The 25,585-nt window shown below is 47.7% G+C and carries 28 protein-coding genes, 5 tRNA genes and 1 pseudogene; 24 read left to right on the plus strand and 10 right to left on the minus strand.

The window, feature by feature from the left end; genetic code table 11:
- Window positions 1–484: 484 nt before the first annotated feature.
- Both PGRAT_RS06345 and PGRAT_RS06350 read right to left on the minus strand, forming a co-directional pair.
- Window positions 485–1,345, minus strand: a complete 861-nt coding sequence (locus PGRAT_RS06345) for an AraC family transcriptional regulator (protein ID WP_025704959.1) — start codon at window positions 1,343–1,345, stop codon at window positions 485–487.
- A gap of 25 nt (window positions 1,346–1,370) precedes the next feature.
- Complete coding sequence (locus tag PGRAT_RS06350) at window positions 1,371–2,477, minus strand: C45 family autoproteolytic acyltransferase/hydrolase (RefSeq protein WP_025704960.1); 1,107 nt, start codon at window positions 2,475–2,477, stop codon at window positions 1,371–1,373.
- 334 nt (window positions 2,478–2,811) lie between these two features.
- Here PGRAT_RS06350 and PGRAT_RS34230 point away from each other — a divergent pair.
- A pseudogene (locus PGRAT_RS34230) lies at window positions 2,812–2,922 on the plus strand (type I-C CRISPR-associated protein Cas7/Csd2); the annotation flags it as partial.
- 197 nt (window positions 2,923–3,119) lie between these two features.
- On the plus strand, window positions 3,120–4,244 hold the full coding sequence (locus PGRAT_RS06355) for a GGDEF domain-containing protein (protein ID WP_238326779.1): 1,125 nt from the start codon (window positions 3,120–3,122) through the stop codon (window positions 4,242–4,244).
- 60 nt (window positions 4,245–4,304) lie between these two features.
- On the opposite strand, the gene PGRAT_RS06360 is transcribed toward PGRAT_RS06355, so the two are convergent.
- The gene (locus PGRAT_RS06360; RefSeq protein ID WP_025704962.1) at window positions 4,305–4,871 is read right to left on the minus strand and encodes a CGNR zinc finger domain-containing protein; all 567 of its coding nucleotides are present in this window, start codon (window positions 4,869–4,871) and stop codon (window positions 4,305–4,307) included.
- Window positions 4,872–5,132: 261 nt separating this feature from the next.
- On the opposite strand from PGRAT_RS06360, the gene PGRAT_RS06365 reads away from it, so the two are divergent.
- Window positions 5,133–5,627, plus strand: a complete 495-nt coding sequence (locus PGRAT_RS06365) for a DinB family protein (protein WP_025704963.1) — start codon at window positions 5,133–5,135, stop codon at window positions 5,625–5,627.
- Window positions 5,628–5,771: 144 nt separating this feature from the next.
- Window positions 5,772–5,942, plus strand: a complete 171-nt coding sequence (locus PGRAT_RS33655) for a hypothetical protein (RefSeq protein ID WP_167330838.1) — start codon at window positions 5,772–5,774, stop codon at window positions 5,940–5,942.
- 84 nt (window positions 5,943–6,026) lie between these two features.
- Here PGRAT_RS33655 and cmpA read toward each other — a convergent pair whose 3' ends face one another.
- Window positions 6,027–6,164: a cortex morphogenetic protein CmpA gene (cmpA, locus tag PGRAT_RS33055; RefSeq protein WP_020426225.1), complete on the minus strand. Its 138-nt coding sequence runs from the start codon at window positions 6,162–6,164 to the stop codon at window positions 6,027–6,029.
- Between the two features lie 85 nt (window positions 6,165–6,249).
- On the minus strand, window positions 6,250–6,609 hold the full coding sequence (locus tag PGRAT_RS06370) for a hypothetical protein (RefSeq protein WP_025704964.1): 360 nt from the start codon (window positions 6,607–6,609) through the stop codon (window positions 6,250–6,252).
- Between the two features lie 120 nt (window positions 6,610–6,729).
- On the opposite strand from PGRAT_RS06370, the gene PGRAT_RS06375 reads away from it, so the two are divergent.
- Window positions 6,730–7,215: a SprT family protein gene (locus tag PGRAT_RS06375; protein WP_025704965.1), complete on the plus strand. Its 486-nt coding sequence runs from the start codon at window positions 6,730–6,732 to the stop codon at window positions 7,213–7,215.
- Between the two features lie 10 nt (window positions 7,216–7,225).
- On the opposite strand, the gene PGRAT_RS06380 is transcribed toward PGRAT_RS06375, so the two are convergent.
- Together PGRAT_RS06380 and PGRAT_RS06385 are read right to left on the minus strand one after the other, a co-directional pair.
- A complete protein-coding gene (locus PGRAT_RS06380; RefSeq protein ID WP_025704966.1) occupies window positions 7,226–7,879 on the minus strand; it encodes a pentapeptide repeat-containing protein in 654 nt (217 codons plus the stop codon).
- Window positions 7,880–7,911: 32 nt separating this feature from the next.
- On the minus strand, window positions 7,912–8,340 hold the full coding sequence (locus tag PGRAT_RS06385; RefSeq protein ID WP_025704967.1) for an Lrp/AsnC family transcriptional regulator: 429 nt from the start codon (window positions 8,338–8,340) through the stop codon (window positions 7,912–7,914).
- A 131-nt stretch (window positions 8,341–8,471) separates the two neighbouring features.
- Between PGRAT_RS06385 and PGRAT_RS06390 the strand changes: the two genes are divergently transcribed.
- The 3 genes from PGRAT_RS06390 (at window position 8,472) to PGRAT_RS06400 (ending at window position 9,537) form a co-directional block, all read left to right on the plus strand.
- A complete protein-coding gene (locus PGRAT_RS06390; protein ID WP_025704968.1) occupies window positions 8,472–9,224 on the plus strand; it encodes an MBL fold metallo-hydrolase in 753 nt (250 codons plus the stop codon).
- 141 nt (window positions 9,225–9,365) lie between these two features.
- Window positions 9,366–9,441, plus strand: a tRNA-Asn gene (locus tag PGRAT_RS06395).
- 7 nt (window positions 9,442–9,448) lie between these two features.
- Window positions 9,449–9,537 (plus strand) — tRNA-Ser (locus PGRAT_RS06400).
- A gap of 789 nt (window positions 9,538–10,326) precedes the next feature.
- Here PGRAT_RS06400 and PGRAT_RS06405 read toward each other — a convergent pair.
- Window positions 10,327–10,599 (minus strand): hypothetical protein, encoded by a 273-nt coding sequence (locus tag PGRAT_RS06405; protein ID WP_025704969.1) that lies wholly within the window; start codon window positions 10,597–10,599, stop codon window positions 10,327–10,329.
- Window positions 10,600–10,922: 323 nt separating this feature from the next.
- Here PGRAT_RS06405 and PGRAT_RS06410 point away from each other — a divergent pair, with 323 nt between their 5' ends.
- The 10 genes from PGRAT_RS06410 (at window position 10,923) to PGRAT_RS06455 (ending at window position 18,029) form a co-directional block, all read left to right on the plus strand.
- Window positions 10,923–11,828, plus strand: a complete 906-nt coding sequence (locus PGRAT_RS06410) for a branched-chain amino acid ABC transporter permease (RefSeq protein WP_025704970.1) — start codon at window positions 10,923–10,925, stop codon at window positions 11,826–11,828.
- A 12-nt stretch (window positions 11,829–11,840) separates the two neighbouring features.
- A complete protein-coding gene (locus PGRAT_RS06415; RefSeq protein ID WP_025704971.1) occupies window positions 11,841–12,809 on the plus strand; it encodes a branched-chain amino acid ABC transporter permease in 969 nt (322 codons plus the stop codon).
- A complete protein-coding gene (locus PGRAT_RS06420; RefSeq protein ID WP_025704972.1) occupies window positions 12,778–13,560 on the plus strand; it encodes an ABC transporter ATP-binding protein in 783 nt (260 codons plus the stop codon). The genes PGRAT_RS06415 and PGRAT_RS06420 overlap by 32 nt, the downstream gene beginning before the upstream one ends.
- Window positions 13,561–13,565: 5 nt before the next feature.
- A complete protein-coding gene (locus tag PGRAT_RS06425; protein ID WP_025704973.1) occupies window positions 13,566–14,267 on the plus strand; it encodes an ABC transporter ATP-binding protein in 702 nt (233 codons plus the stop codon).
- 71 nt (window positions 14,268–14,338) lie between these two features.
- Entirely contained in the window at window positions 14,339–15,538 is a 1,200-nt protein-coding gene (locus PGRAT_RS06430; RefSeq protein WP_036704338.1) for an ABC transporter substrate-binding protein, read from the plus strand.
- A gap of 126 nt (window positions 15,539–15,664) precedes the next feature.
- Window positions 15,665–16,801 (plus strand): alanine dehydrogenase, encoded by a 1,137-nt coding sequence (gene ald, locus PGRAT_RS06435; protein WP_025704975.1) that lies wholly within the window; start codon window positions 15,665–15,667, stop codon window positions 16,799–16,801.
- 159 nt (window positions 16,802–16,960) lie between these two features.
- Window positions 16,961–17,035 (plus strand) — tRNA-Glu (locus PGRAT_RS06440).
- Window positions 17,036–17,090: 55 nt separating this feature from the next.
- Window positions 17,091–17,173 (plus strand) — tRNA-Leu (locus PGRAT_RS06445).
- Window positions 17,174–17,391: 218 nt separating this feature from the next.
- Window positions 17,392–17,763 carry a helix-turn-helix domain-containing protein gene (locus PGRAT_RS06450; protein WP_025704976.1) on the plus strand — a complete coding sequence of 124 codons (372 nt, stop codon included), beginning with the start codon at window positions 17,392–17,394 and terminating at the stop codon, window positions 17,761–17,763.
- A gap of 183 nt (window positions 17,764–17,946) precedes the next feature.
- A tRNA-Leu gene (locus PGRAT_RS06455) sits at window positions 17,947–18,029 on the plus strand.
- A gap of 178 nt (window positions 18,030–18,207) precedes the next feature.
- Here the strand turns inward: PGRAT_RS06455 and PGRAT_RS06460 are convergent.
- Window positions 18,208–18,405, minus strand: a complete 198-nt coding sequence (locus tag PGRAT_RS06460) for a hypothetical protein (RefSeq protein WP_020428361.1) — start codon at window positions 18,403–18,405, stop codon at window positions 18,208–18,210.
- A gap of 147 nt (window positions 18,406–18,552) precedes the next feature.
- Between PGRAT_RS06460 and PGRAT_RS06465 the strand changes: the two genes are divergently transcribed.
- The 5 genes from PGRAT_RS06465 to PGRAT_RS06485 all read left to right on the plus strand — a co-directional run bounded on the left by PGRAT_RS06465 (window position 18,553) and on the right by PGRAT_RS06485 (window position 24,235).
- Window positions 18,553–18,918: a helix-turn-helix domain-containing protein gene (locus PGRAT_RS06465; RefSeq protein ID WP_025704977.1), complete on the plus strand. Its 366-nt coding sequence runs from the start codon at window positions 18,553–18,555 to the stop codon at window positions 18,916–18,918.
- A gap of 299 nt (window positions 18,919–19,217) precedes the next feature.
- Window positions 19,218–21,428 (plus strand): MMPL family transporter, encoded by a 2,211-nt coding sequence (locus PGRAT_RS06470; RefSeq protein ID WP_042266219.1) that lies wholly within the window; start codon window positions 19,218–19,220, stop codon window positions 21,426–21,428.
- A 134-nt stretch (window positions 21,429–21,562) separates the two neighbouring features.
- Window positions 21,563–22,267 (plus strand): glycosyltransferase family 2 protein, encoded by a 705-nt coding sequence (locus PGRAT_RS06475; protein ID WP_025704979.1) that lies wholly within the window; start codon window positions 21,563–21,565, stop codon window positions 22,265–22,267.
- An 85-nt stretch (window positions 22,268–22,352) separates the two neighbouring features.
- The gene (locus PGRAT_RS06480; RefSeq protein WP_025704980.1) at window positions 22,353–23,546 is read left to right on the plus strand and encodes a sensor histidine kinase; all 1,194 of its coding nucleotides are present in this window, start codon (window positions 22,353–22,355) and stop codon (window positions 23,544–23,546) included.
- Window positions 23,543–24,235, plus strand: coding sequence for a response regulator (locus tag PGRAT_RS06485; protein ID WP_042266221.1), 693 nt, complete (start codon window positions 23,543–23,545; stop codon window positions 24,233–24,235). Before PGRAT_RS06480 ends, PGRAT_RS06485 begins: the two co-directional genes overlap by 4 nt.
- A 147-nt stretch (window positions 24,236–24,382) precedes the next feature.
- Here PGRAT_RS06485 and PGRAT_RS06490 read toward each other — a convergent pair whose 3' ends face one another.
- Complete coding sequence (locus tag PGRAT_RS06490; protein WP_025704982.1) at window positions 24,383–24,865, minus strand: glutathione peroxidase; 483 nt, start codon at window positions 24,863–24,865, stop codon at window positions 24,383–24,385.
- Window positions 24,866–25,051: 186 nt separating this feature from the next.
- Here PGRAT_RS06490 and PGRAT_RS06495 point away from each other — a divergent pair, with 186 nt between their 5' ends.
- Window positions 25,052–25,471, plus strand: coding sequence for an organic hydroperoxide resistance protein (locus tag PGRAT_RS06495; protein WP_025704983.1), 420 nt, complete (start codon window positions 25,052–25,054; stop codon window positions 25,469–25,471).
- Window positions 25,472–25,585 lie beyond the last annotated feature (114 nt).

Below are 25,585 nucleotides of genomic sequence, written 5' to 3' on the forward strand. Positions count from 1 at the left end.
GATCCTTCGCACCTAAATTATTACATTATGAAAGCTGAAAAAGGGGTTTATACTGTTTTTAAGTGCGAAATCGCGGTCGCTCCTTATGTAGGAGCGTGGATTGAAATTTCGCCATTGCCGGTAATTACTGCAGGCGGCTGGGGGCGTCGCTCCTTATGAGGAGCGTGGATTGAAATGACTTTGAAGATCTGGAGAAAGGAGAATCCCAATGTCGCTCCTTATGTAGGAGCGTGGATTGAAAATGGACAAAGGCCTGGATTGCATCACCTACCGGGATGGTCGCTCCTCCTCCAGCTGAATTGTTGGTAAAAAATGCTCGGAACATAGAGCCTACTGGCAAACTGATGATTCCGGGTGGCCATACTTGAGCCCACGCTAAACCTAAAGATAAATCATTAATAAACGACATGAAAATAAGCAGCAGGCTTTGATTGTTGACCACCAATCTCTGTGAACTGACACGGAAGCGGAAAGTCTAGATTTTCTACTTAATCGGAAAGTAAATATCAATTTCAGAGCTTTCTACGTCTTCTCCTGCAAATCGTTCAGTATAACATTCAAAGTCATCACGGTTATCAAGTTCATAGCCGCTTTTCGGAAACCAAACGCCCCAAATATAATGATAGGTCTGCATTAAGTCTTTTACTGTTCCTTTATGAATAAACTTTACATATTTTCCGCCGCATAGTTTTTTTCTTTCCATACATCTAAGAGTAGGCTGCCCTTTAGGAAATTCAATTCCTACAAACGCTGTGGTTTCGCTTCGAGGATTGAATACATCTGAAGAACAAGTTTCACCGGCTTCAAAAATACCGTATCTTGTACCCACAAATGTATCAGGAATCTGCTGGTTAAAGAGCTGCCACATAGCAATGCTTTCATTTCCGCTAATGGTTGTGATGAAGCGAATACCCATAGTGTAGGTTTCTGGAACTGTAACAATTTGCGGGCTTAAATCAGCATATGGATGTACCCTATTATCGGAAATTAGCGCTGGCGGCCTGTTTCCTATCAAGACGTCTATCCCATTGTTTCGATACTCTGTTGGGGTTATGCCATACCGGTCTTTAAAAGCTCTTGTAAAGCTTTCTGCTGTTTCAAAATAAAGGGAAATTCCGATATCTAATATCTTTCTTTCACTATGTACCAAATCCCATGCAGCTTGTGTTAAACGCCGGGTTCTTATGTAACTCCCTATCGTTTCCCCCATGATGCCCTGAAAATACCGATGGAAATGATAATAAGAGTAGGAAACCGCTTTAGCCACATCACACGCGGCGATAGGCTCGTACAGACTATTTTCAATAAATACAATCGCTTTTCCTATTGCTCTGTTGTTGACCAATGAGGTTTCCTCCTCTCTATAATTATCATCTTATTTTATAAAAGTCAGGTCTGGCTTTTTCTTGCGGCAACAACACTTCAACTTCTTGCATTTCTAACGCTCCCACAGAAAAGGTTTGCCATTCATTAACTTGTGGAGATCCAAATGTCATTTCTATAGTTTTATCATTTACATCAAATATCATAGAGCGTAATGTGCCAAAAAATTCTTTGTAATAGTGGCAGCAGAGACCGTCTGGATATGAAGTGGACAAAAGAGTTTTCATATCTTTTTTTGAGATCTGTTTCTTTCCTGTAAACATCTCAACAATTTTATTGTTTCGTACTACCGAATTTTCAATTGTCATTTTTTGATAGGGCTTAATATCTTCTAATAACGCATGATTTGTAACACTTAGAAATGCTTCCTCGCTATATTCATCTAATAACTTATAGGATTTGTGTCCGTCCATGCATTGAAGCAACGCTATTTTGTTACTGCTGTCAGTTAACATCAAGTTAATGTTATATCCGATAGGTGCGCTCATTGTCCATTCCATTGCTTCTTGAACGGTTTTGCAGTTTTCCAGTATACTCCGAACCACAACCCAGAAGCTAAAACCTGTTGCTCCAGCTTTCTGCCCTCCTTCAAAATTGCCTACAGGTAAACCGTTGCTTGCTTTACAAACGGCAAGGCCGTGTTCATTCATACCGTCGCATCTGCCGAAAAGATTCAATGTAGAACCAATATAGCGGTATTTACCTTTGATATTTGTAAAGGCGAAGCACATTTCTTCCATTTCATTGTTAAAATCATAATTTCTGGCCATTAATGTATGACCGCTTTTTGACTTGCTTGGTAATACTGCCATTAGGCTGCATCCACGTTCTAAATAGGTCATGGCATAAAAAAGTGCCTGCTCTGATGATACCCCAATCGTATCTGAAAAGCCCTTTATTTCTTCATTGATACCTTGGCAATACATATCCAGCAAATCCTTAATTTTTGTAAACTTGTCATGTGGATAAGCATTAGGCGGCAAAAGAACCTGTTTTAGCAAACTTGGAGTTGAGAGAGCCCATTGTCCTATTTGTGTTCCAACTTCATAGCTTGTACCAATAAAATTTTTAAAATAAACTTTTGTTTTGTCCATATACAGCACCGTTCCTTTCATAAATATTATGAACCCACTCGAGAACCTGAACTTGATATTTTTTGCTATTTCTATAGGTCTTCACAAGTAGCGTCAAGATGAAACTAACAGTCCACACCATCTAAAGATATGTGGGCTGTTGAAGGTTTGACTGATGTTGGTCAGAAACTGTAAAAAAGTGCTCGATTGTTCTCCAGACAATGCCGGATTTTTCCTGATTGTGCTGTTATAATGAAGGAAACGTATGTTCCTTAGGTGTGGTATGGTTCATCTTTTTGTTTGAGGGGGAAAACCAATAATAGGGGAAATCTGATTCATATCTAAGAGAGCTTGAAGTATTAATACACAAATGGCTAAAAAGACAAGGTTCTCAAAACAAGATGCGGAGAAGATCAAGCGGGTTCTCGTTACCCTATTTGAGAACGATGCTTCAGCGGCCAGACCGTAGAATGAAAATTTGGGATAATCCCATTACACCGGCTTAGTGCCGTCCCTCCTAACGAAGGAGATAGTTTCAAATCCATACAACCCGCAGCCTAATACCCCTATTAAAACTAACAAGTATCTAAACCACCTGACATCATGGTAAAATATTGTGACTTGTCTTGTAATAGTCCAATCTAAATTCAGCAGGTGACCGTGTTGAGATTACGAGAGTTCATGAGCCCTTCGGGGACCTCGGCCTACCGGCAGGCGAAGTGGATCAAACGTTTTTTGCAGACCTATTGGCTTGTGATTGCCCTGCATTTTCTGGCCCAGCTTGCGGCTTATACTTTTCTCCCGTATGAGAGGGGGGCGCATGAATTTTATTATGGGGTTCTGCTGTACCCGACTTTGCTGATGGGAGCGGTTGTGGGCATAGCCCAGTGGATCGACCACCGTGTCTCCAAGTATTCATTCCTCACTCTTTTTATGGCTGGTACGATTATTGCTATGATCATCATCCATCTGAATATGGATATCCGCATTATTGCGGCGCTTATGCTGCTGCCGATCTTCGCTTCGGCGATTTTTTACCGGCTGGATTTAACCTTTTTTACATTTGCGCTGCAAGCTGTCGCTTTTTTTGTGATGTACCGATGGGATTATTGGTTTAAGTATTTTTTTAGTTCGTTTGATCTGATTGCCATCCCGATTTTTCTTGTCGTCGGCACTTTGGTGGCCAGCATTATGATTATTAACGGGCGTGAGCTGGTCAGTGATCTGGAGGCATCGCTGACGGCGAAGCAGGATCTCTTGATTGAGAACGCGATCATGCGCAAGCTGTCGACGACCGATGCGTTGACGGATTTGTACAATCATATTTCCTTCCATGAGTTCTACGACAGGGCGCTGGAGTATGGGGATCAAGGCGCACCGTTTCATCTGGCCCTGATTGATATTGATAATTTCAAGCTGATCAACGACAAATACGGACACCGTACAGGGGATATCATTCTGTCCAGGGTAGCCAAAGCTATACGGGACATTACATCACCGGCGGATATTGCAGCCCGTTATGGCGGGGAGGAATTTGCCGTTCTCTTTTTTGAAAAGACCTTTGAAGAAGCTGAAGCGATAGCGGAAAAGATTCGCCTCCGGCTCTCCGAAACCCCGCATGAAGAAATGGACGGAGCGGCGGTAACCGTAAGTATCGGACTTAAAAGCTACTCCCAAGGGAACACCAAAGAACTGCTGTTTGAGGAAGTGGACGCCCTGCTCTATGCCGCCAAACACGAGGGGAAAAACAAAGTCCGGACTCCTTATGCATCCACGATATTTACATAGCGCAAATTCCCGGCGAATGTTCCGGGTCAGCGCGGCTTTTGGATTTTACATAATCTGCTATTAAAAGTTTTCTTCCATATCTGCCTTCTTACGTGCCCGGAAACGGCGCACCTTCATCAGATTGCCGCACAGTTTATCATCGCAATAACGTTTCGAACGGTTCCGGGTATCATCATAATAGACCCAGAGGCAATCCGGATTCTCGCAGATGCGAAAGCGGGAGGTTTCCTTCTCCGCAAGCGCAGCGGCAAAAGAAGACGCGATCTCCGCCATCACCTGCTCCCAATCGGAGCGCTGCGGCAGAAAGGAGATTTCCGCCTTACCATCCGCATTCCAGGCAACCTGCCGAATGACCGGTCCCATCAACATATAACCGTTCATCCGCTCCAGCAGATCCCGGTCCAAGGGACAGCCCTTCACCAGCTTCTGTACCGCTTCCCGCAGTAAGCTCCTTAGCTGCTGCAATTGCTCCAGCTGTTTAGGCTTAACAGGCAGCTCTGCCCGCAGTGAATGCTGTTCCAGCCAGGCGGCCAGCCACTCCTGATCTTGCAGCTTGTCCTTGTCTTTGCTGCGGTCGCCTGTCCGCCAATCCCTCCAGTAGCTGTTAATGAAATCATCCCACAACACAGCGCATCCCTCCTTCCGCTACATCACTTTCCACTGATTGTAACAGTTAAAATATAAATTTGCTAGTTACTTGATGCGTGGCAGAGAGTATGCTACATTTTTATTGTAACTATTATTTCAGTTGTTCAATCGTTACATGGGTTGCGAAACGGATGAAGCAGTACATGCAGTACAAAACTTAAGCGTATGCTTTTGGAGCGGGTGTTGGTTCGAAGTGAATGGAAGGGAGCATATGCTTACAAAACGCTTAGGAGGATGAACATGCAGAATAAGATCAGTGACGTTTTGCTGCAAAATTGGGATTATGCCATGGATATTGAGGACTGGGCACCGCCGCTGAGCGCTGCATTGGAAGGGGTGACCAGTGAACAGGCCAGCTGGAAACCGCAAGGGGAAGCAGGCAACTCGATCTGGGAGACGGTCAACCACCTGACCTATTACAAGGAGCGTCTGCTTATCAAGCTCAAAGGCTTGCCGAAACTGCCTGAAGCAGAGAGCAACGATGCTACTTTTACCGTTACGGAGAGCGGGGAAGAGGCATGGGTGCAGGCGGTGGCCAAGCTGAAAAAGGTCCATGCTTCCCTGCGGGAAGTGATTGAGGCGCTGGAGGAAGGCGCATATGATTGGGGCGGCTCCGGACATGCTCCGGGCGAAGAAGTAATGAGTCTGATTCTGCATGATTCCTATCACACCGGGCAGATCGTACTGGTCCGCAAGCTGCAGGGCTCCTGGCCGACGAACCGCAGCTTTAATTAAAAGACTGCCGGCTCCACAGCACAGCATAAAGCCGCAGTTCCGTTCCCCCTAACCAGGGAGACCCGGAGCTGCGGCTATTTGTTTCAAACGGGAAAGTGTCAGGGTAATGGATGCTACACCCAAGAGATCCGAAAGGAGAGATTGATGATGGAACCGAACTACAAGGACAGAAGTGTTGAAGTGGAACGCACTGAGGTGCAGAAGAAATCGGATTCCAGCGTTGTCGCATCCACCTTTATCAAATACGCCGCTTATCTGATCATATTTTTTGGACTGCTGTTCTTCCTGGTGAAGTACGTCTTCCCGTTGTTCTAGGTGATTATCAGGCAACCCTCCAAAATGCCAAAACCCATCCCTTGGATCGCTGTGGGGTGGGTTTTGTGGTGTGGATTCATGTACCTATACTTCCCGCTGGATAGAGTCACGGGCTTCGGCGGAATTGCGGTAAAAAAACCAGCATTCGTTCAGCAGCTTGATCTGGCGCCGGTCTTTTTTGTAATAAGCCTTCATGAGCTGATGGCAGAGCCACTGCGGCAAGAGTACCCCTCCTCTGCATGCTAACGTAAGATAGCATATGGGGGGAGCTGCCCAAAGGTGCAGCGGCAAGCCGGAATTTCCGTGCCTAGTGCACGCCTTCTTCTTCCTCTTCGTACCACTGCTCCAGCTGGGCTTGAAGCGCACGGATTTCCGTCAACAATGAAATGAGGGGATAATTGCTCTCCTGAATGGACGAAAAAGCACTCTCCAGCCGGTTAATATAGGCCAATCCGGATTCCATTGAATGCTCCTCGCGCAGCAGCTCCAGGGAGTCACACTCCGCAATGGCGAGCGGCAGATCCGGAACATTGTCCGCTGTCAGCTTGTCGATCTCTTTATTGAGGCGAAGATTGAGTGCACTGAGCTGGTAAGCATATTCCTCCGGCATCTCCACAAATTGTAATTCCTGATGCTGCTGCAAAATTACATATCGCATCTTTGGCATAAGTCATTCTCCCTCCGAACTTGTCTTCCTTCTTGACAGTGTAGCCTATGCACAAGTTACAATTCAAGTAGAGATCGTAATTTCCTGTGGAGAGGACTTGTGAGAGAAACGATGACTAGAATGAGCAATGAAGAGCTGCAGCAGTGGATCGAACAGGTGTCGCAGGACAGCTTTGGCGTCCCGTTCCGCCACAAAGCGAGCTTTAACAGCCGGCTGAGCACCACGGGAGGCAGATATTTTATCAAAAGCCATAACATCGAGATTAATCCAACGCAGCTGGAGATGTTTGGGCGTGAAGAGACAGAGCGGATCATCAAGCATGAGCTGTGCCACTACCATCTGCACCTGGCGAAACGGGGATATATGCACCGGGACGCCGATTTCAAAAAACTGCTCGCCATGGTCGGCGGCAGCCGCTTTTGCCAGACCCTGCCGGGAGCGAAGGCGCGGAAGCCGCAGCCTTACCGGTACAAGCTCGTCTGCACCGCATGTGCCACGGAATATCCGCGCAAGCGCAAGGCGGACCCGAAGCGCTACCGCTGCGGCAACTGTGCAGGCAAGCTTAAGCTGGTTGCACTGGAAGAATCCCAAGGGAAAGCTAAATAGCTGCTGCTGTCTATTGGTCGGTGTCGCTCTTGATGACCAATCCGAGCAGTCCGGCGAAGGAAGCCGCCTGTTCCGCGGAGATGATACAGCCTGCGAGATCTTCAATATCGACATGCACACCGGTGAAACTGCAATCGCTAAGGTCGATTTCTTTTAGCCTGCAGCCCGCAAGAGTGGCTTGATCGATGTCGCATTCCGAGAATTCCACGTGGGTCAGACCCGCCTGATAATAATCGCTGCTAACCAGCCGGCAGTTCGTAAAAGCCGTCCCTTTGAATTTACCGAAGCGGAAGCTGGCGAAATCCCCGATACAATCCACCATCCGTACATTCTGAAACCGGCCTCTGCTGAAGTCTGTGCCAATCAATTTACAATTCCGAAACTCTGTCCGGTGCACAAAAGCGTCACTGAAATTCACATTCGACAGATCACAATTTTCAAAGATCACATCTGTCAGCTCTATGGCATGAAGTGTGGATTCGGCCATTGTCACATTCCGGAAAATCACTTTATCGAACGATACCCTGTCCGCTTCCTGATATTCAATCAGGCTGTCGCTGATCAGGCAGTGACTGATTTCTTCCTTCGATTGGAGCGTATGTACCTGCTGCGGCAGCAGTGAATTTTCATCGGTTATTTTGGGCGGGTCGATTTTTGTTTTCATATTGGCCTCCATGTCATTGTAATTTTCCTGTTCTATTTGAGCTGGCCCATGCCGAGATTGACCCGGTAATTGCCATATTTCAGCAGCTGGTCCAGGAACGCGGCAAGTTCTTCATGATCTTTGACGTATACGCGCATCCAGTAGCAGCCCTCGCCGCTGACCCGGTGCAGCTCGGCCACACTTCCATGCTCCAGGGCAAATTTTTGAAAAAGCGGGTGCGTTTTGTTGGAGCTGAGGAACACGGTGATCAGTGCGTGAATGTTCTGCCCGAGCTTTTGCGGATTCCAGCGTACCGTATAGCCCTCAATAATCCCCAGCTCCCGCATTCTGCGGATTCGCGCGCCTACAGCCTGCCCTGTCATGTGTATTTTCTCCCCAATTTCCTTATGGCTCAATCGGGAATCTTCTATTATATAGTGTAGGATTCTGTAGTCTATCTCATCTATTCCGTAGTTTTCCATTTTATCGCGAAATCCTTTCCGGGTGAAAGCAAAAATGATGAATCTCTTTCGCCGCACAATGTATTCTGAACAAAGCAGCGTCTATACTTAGATTGTAGCAGAAGACAGGATAGATGAAAGAGGTGTTTATATTGAAAATACAGCTCATCCGCAACGCGGCCCTATGGCTGGAATACGGCGGTATAACTTTTCTGGTAGATCCCATGCTCAGCGAAAAAGAGGCGAATCCGCCGGTACCGAATTCTCCGCAAGCACGGAGAAATCCGCTGGTACCATTACCGGGGCCTGTTCAGCAATGGCTTGCACCTGATGCTGTACTCGTTACGCATCTGCATCAGGATCATTGGGATGAAACGGCAGTGTCCCTTTTGCCCCATGAACTTCTGTTGTTCTGCCAGGCTGGGGATGAAGGGACTCTAACGGGGCAGGGCTTCGGGCATGTATCCGCCATTGAGGACCATGAGGCGAAGAACTTCCGGGGGGTGACTCTGAAGCGGACCGGCGGCCGGCATGGCACGGGGGAAATCGGGAAGCTTATGGGCAAGGTGTCCGGTTTTGTGTTCCGCGGCGAAGGTGAGCCAGTGTTGTATGTGGCTGGTGACACGATTTGGTGTGACGAAGTAAGAGAGGCCCTGGATGAACACAAGCCGGAGGTCATCATCGTCAATGCCGGGGGAGCACAATTCCTGGCCGGAGGTCATATTACCATGAATGAACAGGACATTATAGAACTGTGCCGCTATGCCCCGGAGGCATCTGTGATTGCTGTGCATATGGAAGCCATCAACCACTGCCTGGTTACCCGGGAACAGCTTACTGCCCGGCTGGAGCAGGAGGGATTGCTGGGGCGTGTCCAGATTCCGGCAGACGGGGAATGGTGTTAAATAAGGCAGAGTCAGGATAGACCAGGGTAGAGCAGGAATGGCCGAGGTTGCTGCCGATCCTGAAAACGATCTCAAAAATAGTGAGTTATGCTTGACTAGACCACAAAATCATGATAAATTATTTCTTGTTCATGTGAATGTTCCCTGATAGCTCAGTTGGTAGAGCACTCGACTGTTAATCGAGTTGTCACAGGTTCGAGTCCTGTTCGGGGAGCCATTTTCTTGGAGAGATACCCAAGTGGCTATAAGGGGACCCTCTGCTAAGGGGTTAGACTGCGTAAGCGGTGCGAGGGTTCGAATCCCTCTCTCTCCGTACCGAAATACTTCCCTGTTAGGGATGAGAACCCTTGGTGGTTCGTTGGAGCATAAACTGCGTTAGGATTGCGTCGCAATCTCTCGCGAAGCGAGAGTATCCCTCTCTCTCCGTACCCGAAATACTTCCCTGTTAGGGATGAGAACCCTTGGTGGTTCGTTGGAGCATAAACTGCGTTAGGATTGCGTCGCAATCTCTCGCGAAGCGAGAGTATCCCTCTCTCTCCGTGCCGAAATACTTCCCTGTTAGGGATGAGAACCATTGGTGGTTCGTTGGAGTTTTAACAAACTTTATAAATGATTTCATACAAAAAGAGCTTCCGGCGGAGGTTCTTTTTTTGTTGTTTAGGAAACTGTGCTATACGAAAAATGTGCATTGCTTAGACGATCGAAATATAAACCGGACGATTCAAAGGTAAAGAGGATGATCATGCGTGGGGTGTTGCAGGATAATAATGGTGCGGAGAAGCCGGTGAGCAAGCGCTAGTTGGAAAAAGTGAACTTATTTCTCTCCAAAACATACAATTATGAGGTTTAAGTGGAAAAAGGAAACTTAATTGGGCAATATTATACTGTCAGAGGTGGAATGAGCTGAATTAGTTCCCCTTTTTCCACTTAGACTGCGGAGAAGGGGGCGCTGGAGCCGATTAGTTCCCCTTTTTCCACTTAGACTGCGGAGAAGGGGGAGCGGGGCCAATGAGTTGCCCCTTTTCCACTTTAACTACGGGCAGGGGGCTGCGAGCCAATTTGCGGACCTTTTTCCAGTTGGAGTTGCCGCCGAATTCATAAATTACTTTCCAGGCACCGCTAACTGAAATTCCAAAACGGCTGTATTGTCCGGTGAAGGACGGCTCAGCCTGTTTGTTCTGCTTTTTACGCTAAAAGGCTCCTCTTCGTCTTCCACAGGTTCCCCCCCTATCGCGCCGACAAAAAAATCTGCTGATGCAACCCGTTGCCCCTTTAATAAATTGAAGGATTGATGCTGTAAAGAGACAAATGTTATATGAATTGCGGAAAAATAAAGTATTGTATTAGAAAAGGAAAAAAATCCAAAAACAAGCATGCTTCCAAAACCTCCGGTTTTCTCCGTTTCTCACGATAATATTCATTCCTGCCAGAACACCTCACTTGAAAATTACCATTTGAGTCATATTATCTTACATAAAATTCTGAAATTTGTATTACATTGCATTTTTGTTAGTGACTAGGATAGGAGTGTGTGTTAATATAAATGACATCAAAGAGCTTGGAAGATAATAATCATGTAAAGAATGCAAACAACGCAAACAACGCAAACAACGCAAACAACGCAAACAACGCAAACAACGCAAACAACGCAAAGTAGAGAAAGGGGATAAAAAATAATATGGGGAAAAGGGGATGGCGATGGAGTATTTCATTCAGCAATTAATTAACGGAATTTCCGTAGGCAGTATCTACGCTCTGATCGCCCTGGGGTACACGATGGTTTACGGTATTATCAAGTTGATCAATTTTGCGCATGGGGATGTATTTATGGTGGGATCGTTTATCGGCCTGTACAGTGCCAAGTATTTGGCGAATGCAGGTTTTTCACCGGTTGTTGTTCTGGTTCTGTCACTCGTCATATCTATGACCATCAGCGGGCTGCTGGGTATAACGATTGAACGGCTGGCCTACAAGCCGCTGCGCAAATCGACGCGGATTGCTGCTTTGATTACGGCCATAGGCGTATCCTTTCTGCTTGAATATACCGGAGTGCTCATTCTCGGGCCGCAGGCTCAAGGCTTCCCGGACATTATGGACAAGAAACAGTACACACTCTTCGGAACATCTATCCAAGTGGAATCGAATCAGGTAATGATTCTTCTAACAACGATAATTCTTATGGTTATTCTGCAATACATTGTCCGTTACACCAAAACCGGTAAAGCCATGCGTGCGGTATCTTTCGATGTGGAAGCCGCTCGATTGATGGGAATCAACGTAGACCGCACCATCTCGGCAACCTTTGCCATCGGTTCGGCGCTTGCCGCCGCAGCCGGCGTGATTTTCGGCATGACCTACAATTCAGTTGACCCTCTAATGGGTGTTATGCCTGGTCTGAAGGCTTTTGTTGCTGCTGTACTTGGCGGCATCGGAAGTATCCCGGGTGCACTTGTAGGCGGACTTCTGCTGGGTACGGTAGAGACGGAAATTTCCTCACTGGGATTTTCCTCCTGGCGTGACGGTGTGGCTTTTGCCGTACTGATTCTGATCCTTATCTTCAAACCATCCGGATTGTTTGGCAAAAATGTCCGGGAGAAAGTGTAGGTGGGAATCCGGGTGAAGAAGCTAAATAAAAATTTCTGGGTAGGCATTATTGTGGCCCTGGCCTTTTACGGAGTTGTCCAAGTTCTTTTAACAACGGGAATATTTACTGATGTGACGAGATCTATGCTGCTTTTGATTGGTGTTAATATCATGCTGGCGGTGTCGCTTAATCTGATTACCGGGATTACCGGACAGTTTTCCATCGGTCATGCAGGATTTATGTCGGTAGGTGCATATACCTCGGCTATTCTGACTCTGGATTATAACGTCCCGTTCATCCCGGGCATCCTTGCCGGAGGTCTGCTGGCTGCTGTATTTGGCGTATTGATTGGCATGCCGACCCTACGGCTGAACGGTGACTATCTGGCTATCGCTACCCTTGGCTTCGGAGAAATTATCCGCATCATCATGCTCAACACGGAATATGTCGGCGGAGCATCAGGACTGAGCGGCATTCCGGCCAAAACCACATGGACCATGCTCTTCCTGTTCACCCTGATTACAGTGGTAGTGATCAACAACTTCATCGGGTCTACACACGGCCGCGCTTGTATCGCCATCCGTGAGAATGAGATAGCCGCAGAGGCTATGGGGATCAACACCACCCGTTACAAAATCATTGCTTTTACCATCGGTGCCTTGTTCGCCGGTATGGCCGGCGGGTTGTCAGCTCATACGTTCTACGTTATTACTCCGGGCAGCTTCAACTTCCTGAAATCGTTCGAAATCATCGTTATGGTTGTACTCGGGGGACTTGGCAGCACAGCCGGTTCCATCGTCGGAGCGGTCTTCGTTACTCTGCTCTATACTTACTTACGCGAATTCCCGGAATGGCGGATGATTATTTATTCAATCGTTCTGATACTGATGATGATCTTCCGTCCAAGCGGCCTGCTTGGCAAAACCAAATTCTCTCTAGGCAGGTTCGGCAAAAAGGAGGCCAAGGCAAATGACGCAATCAGCGAAAGCAGTGCTCCTTGATGTTAAGGAGGCCAGCCGCTCTTTTGGCGGACTTAAAGCCCTTAGCGAAGTTTCCCTTCATATCGGCAAAGGTGAGCTTATCGGTCTGATCGGACCCAACGGTGCAGGCAAAACAACACTGTTCAACCTGCTGACCGGAGTTTACCCGCCCTCTACAGGCAGCATCATCCTTAACAATGAGTCGATCGGCGGCATGAAGCCCTACAAGATTAACCATAAAGGGGCGGCGCGCACGTTTCAGAACATCCGGCTGTTTACATCCATGACCGTGCTGGAAAATGTCAAAATTGCCTTCCACCAACATGCCAGGCACTCTCTGTTCACCTCGATGCTCCGGCTGCCGAAGCACTTCAGGGGAGAAGATGAAATCACACAAAAGGCTATGGATATCCTGAAAATATTTAATCTGGCCGATCAATGCGGTGAGGTTGCCAGCAATCTCAGCTACGGGAACCAGCGCCGTCTTGAGATTGCGCGGGCTCTGGCCGCAGGTCCGAGGCTGCTGCTCCTGGATGAACCGGCAGCGGGTATGAACCCGAATGAAACGCGTGATCTGATGAATCTGATTGCCTGGATCCGTAAGGAATTCGATCTTACAATTCTCCTGATTGAACATGATATGTCTCTGGTCATGGGCGTTTGCGACCGGATCTATGTGCTGGACCGCGGCATGCTGATTGCGAATGGCACACCCTCGGAGATCCGGAGCAATCCGAAGGTCATCGAAGCGTATTTGGGACAGGAGGCGTAAGAACTATGCTCAAAGTTCAGGGAATCAACGTTTATTATGGAGCCATTCATGCTCTGAAAGACCTCAGTATTGAAGTGAAGCAAGGGGAGATCGTGACCTTAATCGGTGCCAACGGCGCCGGCAAGTCAACACTGCTCAAAACGCTATCCGGCTTGCTGAAGCCAAAAACAGGCAGTATTGAATTTCTGGATAAATCCATTACCAACCAGAGTGTCCAGTCGGTTGTGAAGCAGGGGTTGATTCATTGCCCGGAGGGGCGGCGCGTATTCGCCAATATGTCGGTAGAAGAAAATCTCGAGCTTGGCGCTTACCTGCAGAATCCGTCCAGTCTGGCGGCTGACTTCGAGAGAATCTACAATACCTTTCCGCGACTTCTGGAACGCAAGAAGCAGCAGGCCGGAACGCTGTCCGGCGGCGAACAGCAGATGCTTGCCATGGGCCGTGCGCTTATGGGGCACCCCAAGCTGCTGCTGCTGGATGAACCGTCCATGGGGCTTGCCCCGCTCCTGGTTCAGGACATTTTCACAATCGTCAAAGAAGTCAACGCTGCCGGCACAACCGTACTGCTTGTGGAGCAGAATGCGCATCAGGCCCTCAAAATCGCCCACCGCGCTTATGTGCTGGAGACTGGCAGAGTGGTGCTGGAAGGCGGCGCCAAGGAGCTGGCGGATTCTGAAGAGATAAAAATGGCTTACCTCGGACACTAGGCCCGGGCTGATATGCGGCATCAGGGAAACAACATATAAAAATTCAATTATTCGGGAGGCTGAGAGAAACAATGAAGAAAATTGGGGCCATTATTTTGTCGGCGGTACTGACAGCAGTATTAGCATCGGGCTGCGGCAACAACAAGACAGAGAACAGCGGCAACTCTGCAAGCGGCGGCAACACTGCCGGGGACACAATCAAAATCGGTGCTGACCTTGAGCTCACAGGCGGCCAGGCTTCTTTCGGCGACTCCGCATCAAAGGGCGCGAAGCTGGCTGTCCAGCAGATTAACGACGCAGGCGGTATTCTTGGCAAGAAGCTCGAACTGGTTGTAGCTGATAATGCCTCCAAATCCGAGGAAGCGACACAGGTTGCCCAAAAATTGATTACAACAGATAAGGCGGTTACCATTATTGGTGCTTCCACATCAACCAACACATTGGGGATTGTTCCAGTAGCCACCGAAAAAGAAATTCCACTCGTCTCAGTGGGTGCTACCAACCCTAAGGTTACCGTGGACGAACGCACGGGCAAAGTGAATGATTGGGTATTCCGCGCTGCCTTCATCGATCCATTCCAAGGCCAGGTAATGGCTAACTTTGCCCTGGATTCCCTGAAAGCCAAAACTGCAGTAATCTATACTGATACGTCGAGTGACTACTCGAAAGGTCTGCAGAAATTCTTTGAAGAAACCTTTAAATCCAAAGGCGGAGAAGTGCTGAGCCAAGAGTCTTACCAACAAAAAGATTCGGACTTCAAAGCCGTACTGACCCGTATCAAAGCCGCCAATCCGGATGTTATTTACCTGCCCGGGTATTATGAAGAAGTGGGTAAAATCCTGAAACAGGCACGTGGGATGGGCATCACTGCCCCATTCCTGGGCGGAGATGGCTGGGATTCTCCTCAGCTGGCTGAAATCGCCGGTGCAGATGCGCTGAATGACACGTATATGTCCAATCACTATTCGCCGGAAGATACAGCTGCTGAAGTTACCAGCTTCGTAGATGCCTACAAAGCCGCTAATGGCGGAGCAGTGCCTGACGGCATGGCCGCGCTGGGTTATGATGCACTCAAGCTGGTTGCCGATGCAATTACCCGTGCCGGAGAAGCAGACCCTGCCAAGATCAAGGATGCTCTGGCGGCAACCAAAGACCTGCAGCTGGCTACCGGTAAAATTACGCTGAATGAAACGCATGACCCGGTAAAAGCGGCTGTTGTGCTGAAATTCGTCGGCGGCAAGCAAACGTTCGAAACGAAGGTTAATCCTTAAGCTGACCTTGCGCATATGATAAAATAAATCTGACTGCTGAAAAGAAAGGCTCATAAGCGGGCCTTTCTTTTCGCATCCTAATACACCGTAGGCTTGTACTCTCATAACATCTAAGGAGGCGGTAAAATGATTGTCGGCGTACCCAGAGAGATCAAGAACAACGAGAATCGTGTAGCAATCACTCCAGCAGGGGTTGAAGCACTCCGCAAAGCTGGCCATGAGGTGTTCATTGAGCAATTGGCGGGTTCAGGAAGCGGCTTCGATGATAGTGAGTATCTGAATAAGGGTGCAGCAATAGTGGAGTCCGCAGCGGAAGTATGGAGTAAGTCAGATATGATTATAAAAGTAAAAGAGCCGCTGCCGGAAGAGTACGGGTATTTCCGCAAGGGGCTGATCCTGTTCACCTATCTGCATCTGGCACCGGAAGCCGGATTGACTGCAGCCCTGGTTGAGAGCGGCGTAACAGCAGTCGGCTATGAGACAATCCAGTTGGAAGACGGCTCCTTGCCGCTGCTCATTCCAATGAGCGAGGTGGCCGGACGGATGGCCGTTCAGATCGGAGCCCGGCTATTGGAGAAGCCGCAAGGAGGCAAAGGCGTGCTGCTCGGCGGTGTTCCCGGTGTGCAGCCGGGTGAGGTAGTGATCCTGGGTGGAGGCATTGTGGGCACCAACGCGGCCAAGATTGCGCTTGGCTTGGGGGCGAGAGTTACCGTGCTGGACCGGAATGCGAACCGGCTCCGGGCTCTTGATGATATTTTTGGCGGGCGTCTGGTTACCGTCATGTCTGATTCGTATCACATCGAACAAGCTGTGCGCAAAGCGGATCTGCTGATCGGTGCCGTACTGATTCCAGGTGCCCGGGCACCCAAGCTGGTAAAAGAGTACATGGTGCAGCAAATGGCGGAAGGCTCCGTTATTGTGGATGTTGCAATTGATCAGGGCGGTTCCATAGAAACCATTGACCGGATCACTACCCACGAAAATCCCACCTATGTGAAGCATGGAGTTGTCCATTATGCTGTAGCGAATATGCCGGGAGCAGTGGCCCGGACCTCGACCCTTGCACTCACGAATGTGACCATTCCCTATGCACTGCAGATCGCCAATCTGGGCATTCATGCGGCGGCGGTGAACAATGCGGCATTAGCCAGCGGTATTAATGTGGCCGCCGGGTATGTGACCAATCCCGCTGTGGCGCAAAGTCTCGGCTATGAAGCTGCGGGTGGCATAGAGGTGCTGGCTGCTGCCGGCGGGCGAGGCTAAGTGCGCTGCCGGGTAATCGGTGCGGGGCGGAAATGAGGGGGACCTGCATATACAGACTGATGCAGCCCCCTCAAAATTTGATAAAAAAACTTCTTGTCAAAAATCGCTGTGTTTGATATACTCATTTTTGTTGTGACAAACATGCAAGTTATCAATCATGGCTCGTTGGTCAAGGGGTTAAGACACCTCCCTTTCACGGAGGTAACATGGGTTCGAATCCCATACGAGTCACCATTTCTTCTGCGAGTTTTGGGATGAGAATCCATAGGGTTCGTTGAAGCATTATTATGCGGTAGTGGTGGAATGGCAGACACGCTATCTTGAGGGGGTAGTGGGTGTATACCCGTGGAGGTTCGAGTCCTCTCTACCGCATACAGTTAGTTAGCAAGAAGAACCTTGATCCTTCAAGGTTCTTCTTGCTTTCTTTATGTTTTAGTATCCCATTGTTGGCGAATGGATAGCAGCAAATACTTTGAACAATTGATAGAGCTTTAATGCTACAATGTTCGTAATGACAGCCTGCAAATGTTTGCTTGGAATCATAAATTCAGGTTTACCTATTAATAATTTTGGCGGAAGGCGGGTTGCCGATGCACTCCATCTACGAACGGATTGAATATCTGATTAAACAACAAGGACTTACCAAGAAAGCTTTCTCTGAGCAGTTGAACATTAGCACGGGTAACATGGGGGACTGGAAGCGGGGCAAGTCGACACCCGGCACGCATAAGCTGATTGAGATTGCCGCATTTTTTAAGGTCAGCCTGGATTGGCTGATTCTGGGCAAGCAGAATGCAGGCACGCTGAAAGAAAGTGGAGAGGATTATTTTTTTGGCCAAATAGGGCAACTGAATTGCCAAACTGACGAGCTGCTGCCGAAAGAGAAGGAATTTATCAAGGAATATATTGAATTTACTGAGTACCGTAAGCGTAAGGCGGACGGGGATTTTTCTCATGAGTAAGTATGATTTATTCATCCCGGAGTCCGGCCCATTGAACCGGACCCTGGATCTTTCGGATTGAACTACAGCGGGGTGATCTGACATGGATGAAAATTCCTAAGCGGGTATCTTTACTTTTTGCTGCAATCGATTTATAATATTGAATGTTGGCCTCTAACAAAGCTTAAACATTGTACACACTGCGCGGTAGTGGTGGAATGGCAGACACGCTATCTTGAGGGGGTAGTGGGTGTATACCCGTGGAGGTTCGAGTCCTCTCTACCGCATAACTATTGAAGAAAGCAAAAAACCTTGATGATTCAAGGTTTTTTGCTTGTTGAAATCTGTATTAATGAAATGCATGACATCGTTCTTCACATTAGCCGCTCCCCAATCAGAGTACTTTATCTGATGGGGGGCGGCTTGTTTGGTTACGGAGATGGCTGCTGCGCTTATGTGCAAAGGCTACGATGGAGGCAGGCCCAAAAGCTCTGAAACCTGGCGCCGGTAGCGTTCCGCTTTGCGGGTGCCATGGATCAGGTTGGATAGGCGATAAGGCGGGATGTTGTAGATTTCACAGAATTTTTTCTGGTCCAGATGCAGCTCTGTCAATCGTTGCTTGATTGCCCAGCCGTAAGGAGTAATGGGACGTTTACTGTTCAAAAAGGGCTCACCTCTTATCGACTATCCAGCCGTGTGATATAATGGGATAAGACATAATAATAGTTAATTATATACTTTTTTACGTCATTTTACAATAATAATTACGCAAATAAGTGCTTTTTAAATACTATGGAGGGCGGTTAGCCGATGCAGTCCATCTATGAGAGAATTGAATACCTGATTAAGCAAAAGGGAATTACCAAGAAATCATTCTGTGAACAGTTAAATATCAGCACAGGGAACATGGGGGATTGGAAGCGGGGCAAGTCAACACCGGGGACGCATAAGCTGATTGAGATCGGGTCCTTTTTTCATGTGAGTCTGGACTGGCTGATCCTGGGCAAAAAGACATCTGAAATGGTGCGTGAAGGTTCGGAGGATTATTTTTTTGGCCAATTGCGGCAATTGAATTGCCAAACGGATGCGCTGAAGCCGGAGGAGCAGAATTTCATTAAGGAATACTTCGAATTTACCCAATACCGGAAGCAAAAAGAAACGGAAGAAAATTCTTAATTTAGGGGTTTTTACTTTGCCCTAGCCCTGCAGCGTTCGCCGAAAGACAGCTATTATTGCACAAAAAAGTTATTGGAAACGGGTGGCTGGAGGTTTAATTTTATTAAGCATGCGAAGGATTTCCTTCGCATGCTTTTTTACTTTGAAGTCACACTGCCTTGCGGGGCTTTTTCTTTTTGGCTTAAGGGCTGCCCAAAAGGGCAGAATCCGCGTGCCCTTTTGGACGATGGCAGGAGATCTCCCGAGCTATACGATAGGTACATAGAGAAAACATTTAGCTAAGAGGAGACGATACTGAGATGGCAAAAATATTATACAGACTGGGGTTTTGGTCAGCGAAGAACCGGCTAAAAGTCCTTCTGGGCAGCATTACGCTTTTAGTGGCGGCGGCGATTGTAGCGTTATCGATGGGAGTTCATTTTGGTGAGGAGACTTCCATCCCCGGACTTGCCTCGCAAAAAACACTTGAGGTTATGGAAAAGGAATTTCCAAACCCGCAAAGTGGACTCGGTAAAACCCAACTGGTGCTGAAAGCTCCGGACAATGAAAGGTTATCCTCTGAGGCCGCAAAGCAGCTCATTACCGCCAAACTCAAGGGAGTGGCAGCAGATCCGGAGGTAACATCAGTAGTAAGTCCGTACGATAATCATTCATTGAATGCGGACAGCACCATCGGTTATGCAACAATTACCTACGCGGTACCAGGCGATGAAGTAACAGATCAATCCAAAGATTCAGTTAATGAGATTGCAGAGAGCCTTCGCGATGCCGGCTGGCAGGCTGAATTGATTGGAGACGGCTATGTAAAAATGGCAACCAGCAGCCCCACCGAAGCGCTCGGCGTGCTTCTGGCCCTGGTAATCCTTGCTGTTGCACTTGGTTCCATCCTTACCGGTGTCCTTCCGATTGTGACGGCAGGTTTAGGGCTCGGATTTGGTATTATGCTGATTATCATCGGAACCAGTTTCTTAGACGTTCCTTCGTTTGCTTTATCACTGGCAGGTATGCTTGGATTGGCTGTAGGTATTGACTATGCTTTGTTCATTATCGCCAGATACCGCCAGCAGCTTGCAGAAGGTTATGAGCGGCGGGAAGCGATTGCCATCGCGAACGGAACGGCTGGGAGTGCGGTTGTGTTTGCCGGAGTAACGGTTATTATCGCTCTGGTCGGTTTTTCCTTCGTTGGAGTACCGTTCCTTACGGCTATGGGTATGGCTGGTGCACTTACTGTATTTACCGCAATACTTATGACGATATTCGTTGTACCAGCGATTTTGGACCTGCTGGGGGGCAAGGTTAAAGCGCCTGCCAAGCGGGCAGGAAGCAAGCAGAAGCCGGGAGGCCACGGAAATCTGTGGGGAAGATTCGTTACCGGTCAGCCTTTAGTAGCTGTCCTGCTGGGGGTAGCGCTGCTTGCAATCATTGCTCTGCCGTTCTTCCACATGGAGACAGGTCTTGGAAATGATGGCCATAAATCGCCGGATAAAACCGAACGCCGGGCCTATGATCTCCTTTCCGAAGCCTATGGCGAAGGGTATCATGGACCGTTAGTGCTTTTGGCTGAAACGGACGGCGGGAAAGAGGCTGCGGCCAATCTCAATAAAGTGATTGAGGAAGTAAAAACTTATCCCAACGTCGCGATGGTAAACCCGGCGGTCACCGCGCCTTCCGGAAAAGTATCGCTGATTACGGTTATGCCGACAACAGGCCCCAATGATTCAGCAACTATTGACCTTGTCCATTTAATTCGTGATAAGGCACCCGAAATAGAGCAGCAGGATCATATTAAGATTGGTGTGACCGGCAGCACGGCTGTCAATATCGATATCACGCAGAAGTTGAATCAGGCCCTACCTGAATTCTGCCTAATCATTGTCGGCTTGGCCTTTGTACTCCTTATGCTGGTATTCCGTTCAATTCTGGTTCCGATCAAGGCCGTACTTGGATTTATTCTGTCGCTTGGAGCGACTTTGGGATTTGTTACTTATGTCGTTCAAGACGGCCATTTCCAGAAGTTATTCGGATTCTATGCCGAGGCACCGGTATTTAACTTCTTACCGATCATTGTAGTCGGCGTCCTGTTCGGTCTGGCTATGGACTATGAAGTGTTTTTGGTCAGCCGGATGCGTGAGGAATTCAAGAAGAGCGGAGATGCCAAAAAATCCGTTCTTGCCGGTATCCGCCACAGCGGCGGAGTCGTGACCGCAGCAGGACTCATCATGGTTGCCGTCTTTACCGGATTCATTCTGGCAGAGGAGCCTATGGTTAAGGTCATGGGGCTGGCGCTTGCCTTCGGTGTTCTCTTTGATGCTTTTATCGTCCGGATGCTCATCGTTCCCGGGGTGATGACCTTGCTTGGGAAGTCGGCCTGGTATTTTCCAAAATGGCTGGACCGCCTGCTTCCGAATCTCGACGTGGAAGGTGAGGGAGTGATGGAGGAAGTAGAGAAAAAACAGCGGGAATTTACGAAGGAATCTAACATCAGATTATTGGCTAAGCCATTAGAATAAGTTGGCTTAAGAAGCGGCAGGCATTGATTAGAACAACATTCAATGCCCGCCGTATTTTCATCCATAAGCCGTTAAGAAACTGGAGGGGATTCAGTGAGGATAGGCGTGATTCAATGGCAGAGAGGTGTAGCTCCATGACCCGGCTTTCAGTGGTCGCACCTGTGTATAACGAAGAGGGGAATATTTATGATCTTTATTTAAGCATCACTGATGCGTTGAAAGGGAAAATTGAGAGCTATGAAATCCTGTTAGTGAATGATGGAAGCAAAGATCGGAGTGCAGTGCTGCTCAATGAGATCGCTCAGATGGATAAGTCTGTAAAGGTCATCCATTTCGAGAAGAATTACGGACAAACGGCTGCGGTCTGGGCCGGAATAAAGAACTCAACAGGTGAATTAATCGCCCTTATGGATGCGGATCTGCAGACAGATCCCAGGGATATTTTTAGATTAATGCCCTTTATCGAGCGGATAGATTTTGTGAACGGGAAACGGATAGATCGTAAAGATACCCTGCTTAAGAAAATATCTTCACGTATCGGGAATGGAATCCGCAATTGGATCACCGGAGATTCGATTTATGATACAGGCTGTCCCATGAAGCTCTTCACACGGGAGGTAGCCGACAGCCTTTATTTATATAACGGGATGCACAGGTTTTTGCCGACATTAGCAAAGATGAACGGTTTTTCGGTCATCGAAGTCTCGGTAACCCATCAGGAAAGGAAACATGGGGTATCCAAATACAGGGTGCTGAACCGCACCTATGTAGGATTCATGGATGCCCTTGTGATCGGCTGGCTCAAAAAAAGAGTGATCCTGTACCGGATTAAGGGATGATGATATGTATACAGGTGCAGGTTCGGGGGTGTAGAAGGTATACTTGAAAAAATAGGTCATCATGTTACAGCTGAGGGGGAGAATATTGAACGAAAAAAACGGCATGCAAAATATTAGTGATTTATTCGCTTCAAGGCTGCCGACACTAATTTGGGTATCGATTGTATATGTTGGAACTATAATATTGCAATTTCTTAAGGAACATTTGATTTTAGAGAGTGCTGTATTTACGGGCTTATTTACAATTCATGTATTATTGCATTGGAATTCCTACAGAGTCACATACAAAAAATTCTGGATTTACTTCTCAGTTCAAGCAGCTTTAATCTATTTGTGTGCCATTTTAATGCGTGACGGGTATCAGGCCGTTTTAATCGGGCTGCTGCCTATCCTGATAGCTCAGACCCTTAGTTATTCATTCCGTGTGAAGAGAGTAGTGTTCGTTTCACTGATCAGTATTATTGTTTTTTTTGATTCTGCTCTGACTGTGGGGGATAGGGATGAACTGATCGTATTTCTTCCTATATTTCTTCTGATGCTTATTGTTGTGCTGGCTTATGCAATATTATTCTTCAAGCAGGTTCAAGAGCGGCTCAGAATTCAGAGTTTTTTGGAGGATTTAAGAGAAGCCCATGAAAAGGTAGAGGAATTAACCCTTGCCAATGAACGCCAGCGGATGGCGCGGGATTTGCATGATACACTGGCACAAGGTGTCGCCGGACTTATTATGCGGCTGGAGGCTGCAGATGCCCATATGTCACAAAATCATCCGGAGCGGGCACAGGAAATTATTAGGCAGTCCATGCAGCAGGCACGCCGAACATTGGCTGAAGCCCGAAGAGCAATTGACAATTTACGGTTAAAGTCAGCTCCAGAGATAAATTTCAAAGAGGCCATTGCTGATGAAATTGAACATTTTAGAGAGGCTACGGGTATTGTCGTATCCACAGATTATCGTTTGAACAAACGATTATCCAGGCTGCAGATGGAACACAGCTTGCATATTGTTAAAGAATGCCTGACTAATATTGCCCGCCATGCAAAGGCTGATAAAGTATGGGTATTTGTTTCTATGCAAAACGGTAAACTGATCATTGAAATTCAGGATAATGGTATCGGATTTAAAACGGATGATATTGGCAAGGATGCCGGACACTATGGGCTGTTGGGAATTAAAGAGCGGGTACGGCTAATTGGAGGAGAAATTTACGTGAACAGTAACTCAGAAGGAACCCGTGTTAAGCTGGAGATATCCTTCATTGAAGGAGACCATAAATGATTATATATAAGATTCTGATTGTAGATGATCATTTGGTTGTCCGGGAAGGCCTAAAGCTGATTCTGGAGACAAACGAGCAATTTCAAGTGGTTGGTGAAGCTGAAAACGGCGCAGAGGCGCTGCCAATGATGAAGGAACTGCATCCTGATGTGATCCTGATGGACTTGAATATGCCGGTTATGGGCGGACTGGAAACCATGCAAGAGTTAAAAAAACAAGGGTCTTCGATTCCGGTAATCATCCTTACAACCTATAACGAAGATGATTTAATGATCAGCGGACTGGCCATGGGAGCAAAGGGTTATTTATTAAAAGATACCAGCCGTGAGAATCTGTTTAGAAACATTGAGTCGGCAGTACGTGGAGAAACCTTGCTGTCGGCAGATATTATGGAACGTGTAATTACAGCCCGGGCGCAGCAGAAAGATTCAATCTCTCCTCAGAATGAAGCCGCTCGTTTGACCGATAAGGAAACACTTATTTTGCAGGCTGTTGCCCGGGGTTTCAAAAGCAAAGTTATTGCCATTGATATGGGAATCTCCGAGCGTACAGTAAAAGCACATTTAACGACTATTTATAATAAACTTGGAGTGGATTCACGTTCTCAAGCGGTAGCTGTTGCACTTGAGCGGGGGATTTTAGATCAAACCAAGGGGAACAACGATGAATATGACTTTCCGGGCTTATAAAGCAGATGAAATAGGGAATTTAAAAGATATATAGAACGATGTTTTAGTAGATGGAGTCGCTAATGAAGGATACTTGTAAGATAAAAAAGACTCTTCACACATGGCATTGAGCTGTGCGTGAAGAGTCTCTTTTGGCTAACTGGGTATTTATTTCTCAAGCAGCTTGGCGATATCGGCCTCGATCTGGTCCGGTGTGGTCTGCGGGGCGAACCGCTTCAGCACATGGCCCTCCTGGTCTACCAGGAACTTCGTGAAGTTCCATTTGACGCTTTTGGAGCCGAGTACGCCCGGTGCTTCCTTGGAGAGATATTTGAAAAGCGGATGCGCCCCGTCACCCTTCACATCAATCTTCTCGTACATCGGGAAGGTGACCCCGTAATTGATCTCGCAGAACTCTGCGATGTCTTCACTTTCACCAGGCTCTTGGCCTGCAAACTGATTGCTTGGAAAGCCCAGGACTTCAAAACCGCGGTCCTTGAATTTATCATACACTTCCTGGAGACCCTTATACTGGGGAGTAAAGCCGCATTTGCTGGCTGTATTGACGACGAGCAGCACTTTGCCTTTGTACTTGGATAGGGATTCTTCCTGACCGCGCAGCGTGTTGGCTTCATAATCATAAATACTCATCAATGATACCTCCCGAACATTAATTTATCACAATTTAATTTTACACTATTTATCGTAAGAAGCAAGCTGCAAGAGGATAACAGCATCACATCTCCGTTTCAAACCATGCCTGTTGTTTAAGTAAACAGTATGTGCAGTAAAAATTTGGCTTGAAAAAGGAGAGAATGGACGATGACAGCATTAACAATGAAACCTTTGTACACAGCTTCTGCTACGGTCCGCGGCGGACGTGAAGGATCAGTGGAATCCTCGGACGGTGCACTGAAGCATGATCTCAAAATGCCGAAGGAACTGGGTGGCCCGGGAGGTATGGGAACGAACCCCGAGCAGCTGTTCGCGGCAGGCTATGGTGCCTGTTATGAGAGCGCTCTGGCGAATATCGCCCGTAAAGAGGGCGTGAAGCTCCAGGATGTAGTTGTGACCTCCAACGTGCTGATCGGCAAGGATGAAAGTGACGGAGGCTTCAAGCTGGCGGTAAAGCTGGATGTAAGCCTGCCTGGCATTGAACGCGCAAAAGCAGAGGACCTTGCCCGCAAAGCTCATGAGTTCTGTCCCTACTCCAAGGCGACCCGCGGCAATATTGAGGTTGAGCTGAACGTGCTATGAACCGTGTTTTCTGGAAATAATGTCTAAATAGAGTCGGGAATTTCAGGCCGGGCCATAAATCGCAGGCGGGAGCGTCCGCTTTGGTTGACATCACCCCTAAAATTCTTTAATATG

It is taken from the genome of Paenibacillus graminis, assembly GCF_000758705.1.
Lineage (GTDB): Bacteria > Bacillota > Bacilli > Paenibacillales > Paenibacillaceae > Paenibacillus_AQ > Paenibacillus_AQ graminis.

What these genes read in the sequence shown, in the direction of transcription:
- PGRAT_RS06350 (WP_025704960.1), bottom strand. Translation starts at nt 2,477, where the DNA reads ATGGACAAAACAAAAGTTTATTTTAAAAATTTTATTGGTACAAGCTAT.
- PGRAT_RS06365 (WP_025704963.1), top strand. Translation starts at nt 5,133, where the DNA reads ATGCAGAATAAGATCAGTGACGTTTTGCTGCAAAATTGGGATTATGCC.
- PGRAT_RS33655 (WP_167330838.1), top strand. Translation starts at nt 5,772, where the DNA reads ATGATGGAACCGAACTACAAGGACAGAAGTGTTGAAGTGGAACGCACT.
- PGRAT_RS06370 (WP_025704964.1), bottom strand. Translation starts at nt 6,609, where the DNA reads ATGCCAAAGATGCGATATGTAATTTTGCAGCAGCATCAGGAATTACAA.
- PGRAT_RS06375 (WP_025704965.1), top strand. Translation starts at nt 6,730, where the DNA reads ATGAGCAATGAAGAGCTGCAGCAGTGGATCGAACAGGTGTCGCAGGAC.
- PGRAT_RS06380 (WP_025704966.1), bottom strand. Translation starts at nt 7,879, where the DNA reads ATGAAAACAAAAATCGACCCGCCCAAAATAACCGATGAAAATTCACTG.
- PGRAT_RS06385 (WP_025704967.1), bottom strand. Translation starts at nt 8,340, where the DNA reads ATGGAAAACTACGGAATAGATGAGATAGACTACAGAATCCTACACTAT.
- PGRAT_RS06405 (WP_025704969.1), bottom strand. Translation starts at nt 10,599, where the DNA reads ATGCTTGTTTTTGGATTTTTTTCCTTTTCTAATACAATACTTTATTTT.
- PGRAT_RS06410 (WP_025704970.1), top strand. Translation starts at nt 10,923, where the DNA reads ATGGAGTATTTCATTCAGCAATTAATTAACGGAATTTCCGTAGGCAGT.
- PGRAT_RS06420 (WP_025704972.1), top strand. Translation starts at nt 12,778, where the DNA reads ATGACGCAATCAGCGAAAGCAGTGCTCCTTGATGTTAAGGAGGCCAGC.
- PGRAT_RS06425 (WP_025704973.1), top strand. Translation starts at nt 13,566, where the DNA reads ATGCTCAAAGTTCAGGGAATCAACGTTTATTATGGAGCCATTCATGCT.
- PGRAT_RS06430 (WP_036704338.1), top strand. Translation starts at nt 14,339, where the DNA reads ATGAAGAAAATTGGGGCCATTATTTTGTCGGCGGTACTGACAGCAGTA.
- ald (WP_025704975.1), top strand. Translation starts at nt 15,665, where the DNA reads ATGATTGTCGGCGTACCCAGAGAGATCAAGAACAACGAGAATCGTGTA.
- PGRAT_RS06450 (WP_025704976.1), top strand. Translation starts at nt 17,392, where the DNA reads ATGCACTCCATCTACGAACGGATTGAATATCTGATTAAACAACAAGGA.
- PGRAT_RS06465 (WP_025704977.1), top strand. Translation starts at nt 18,553, where the DNA reads ATGCAGTCCATCTATGAGAGAATTGAATACCTGATTAAGCAAAAGGGA.
- PGRAT_RS06470 (WP_042266219.1), top strand. Translation starts at nt 19,218, where the DNA reads ATGGCAAAAATATTATACAGACTGGGGTTTTGGTCAGCGAAGAACCGG.
- PGRAT_RS06475 (WP_025704979.1), top strand. Translation starts at nt 21,563, where the DNA reads ATGACCCGGCTTTCAGTGGTCGCACCTGTGTATAACGAAGAGGGGAAT.
- PGRAT_RS06485 (WP_042266221.1), top strand. Translation starts at nt 23,543, where the DNA reads ATGATTATATATAAGATTCTGATTGTAGATGATCATTTGGTTGTCCGG.
- PGRAT_RS06490 (WP_025704982.1), bottom strand. Translation starts at nt 24,865, where the DNA reads ATGAGTATTTATGATTATGAAGCCAACACGCTGCGCGGTCAGGAAGAA.
- PGRAT_RS06495 (WP_025704983.1), top strand. Translation starts at nt 25,052, where the DNA reads ATGAAACCTTTGTACACAGCTTCTGCTACGGTCCGCGGCGGACGTGAA.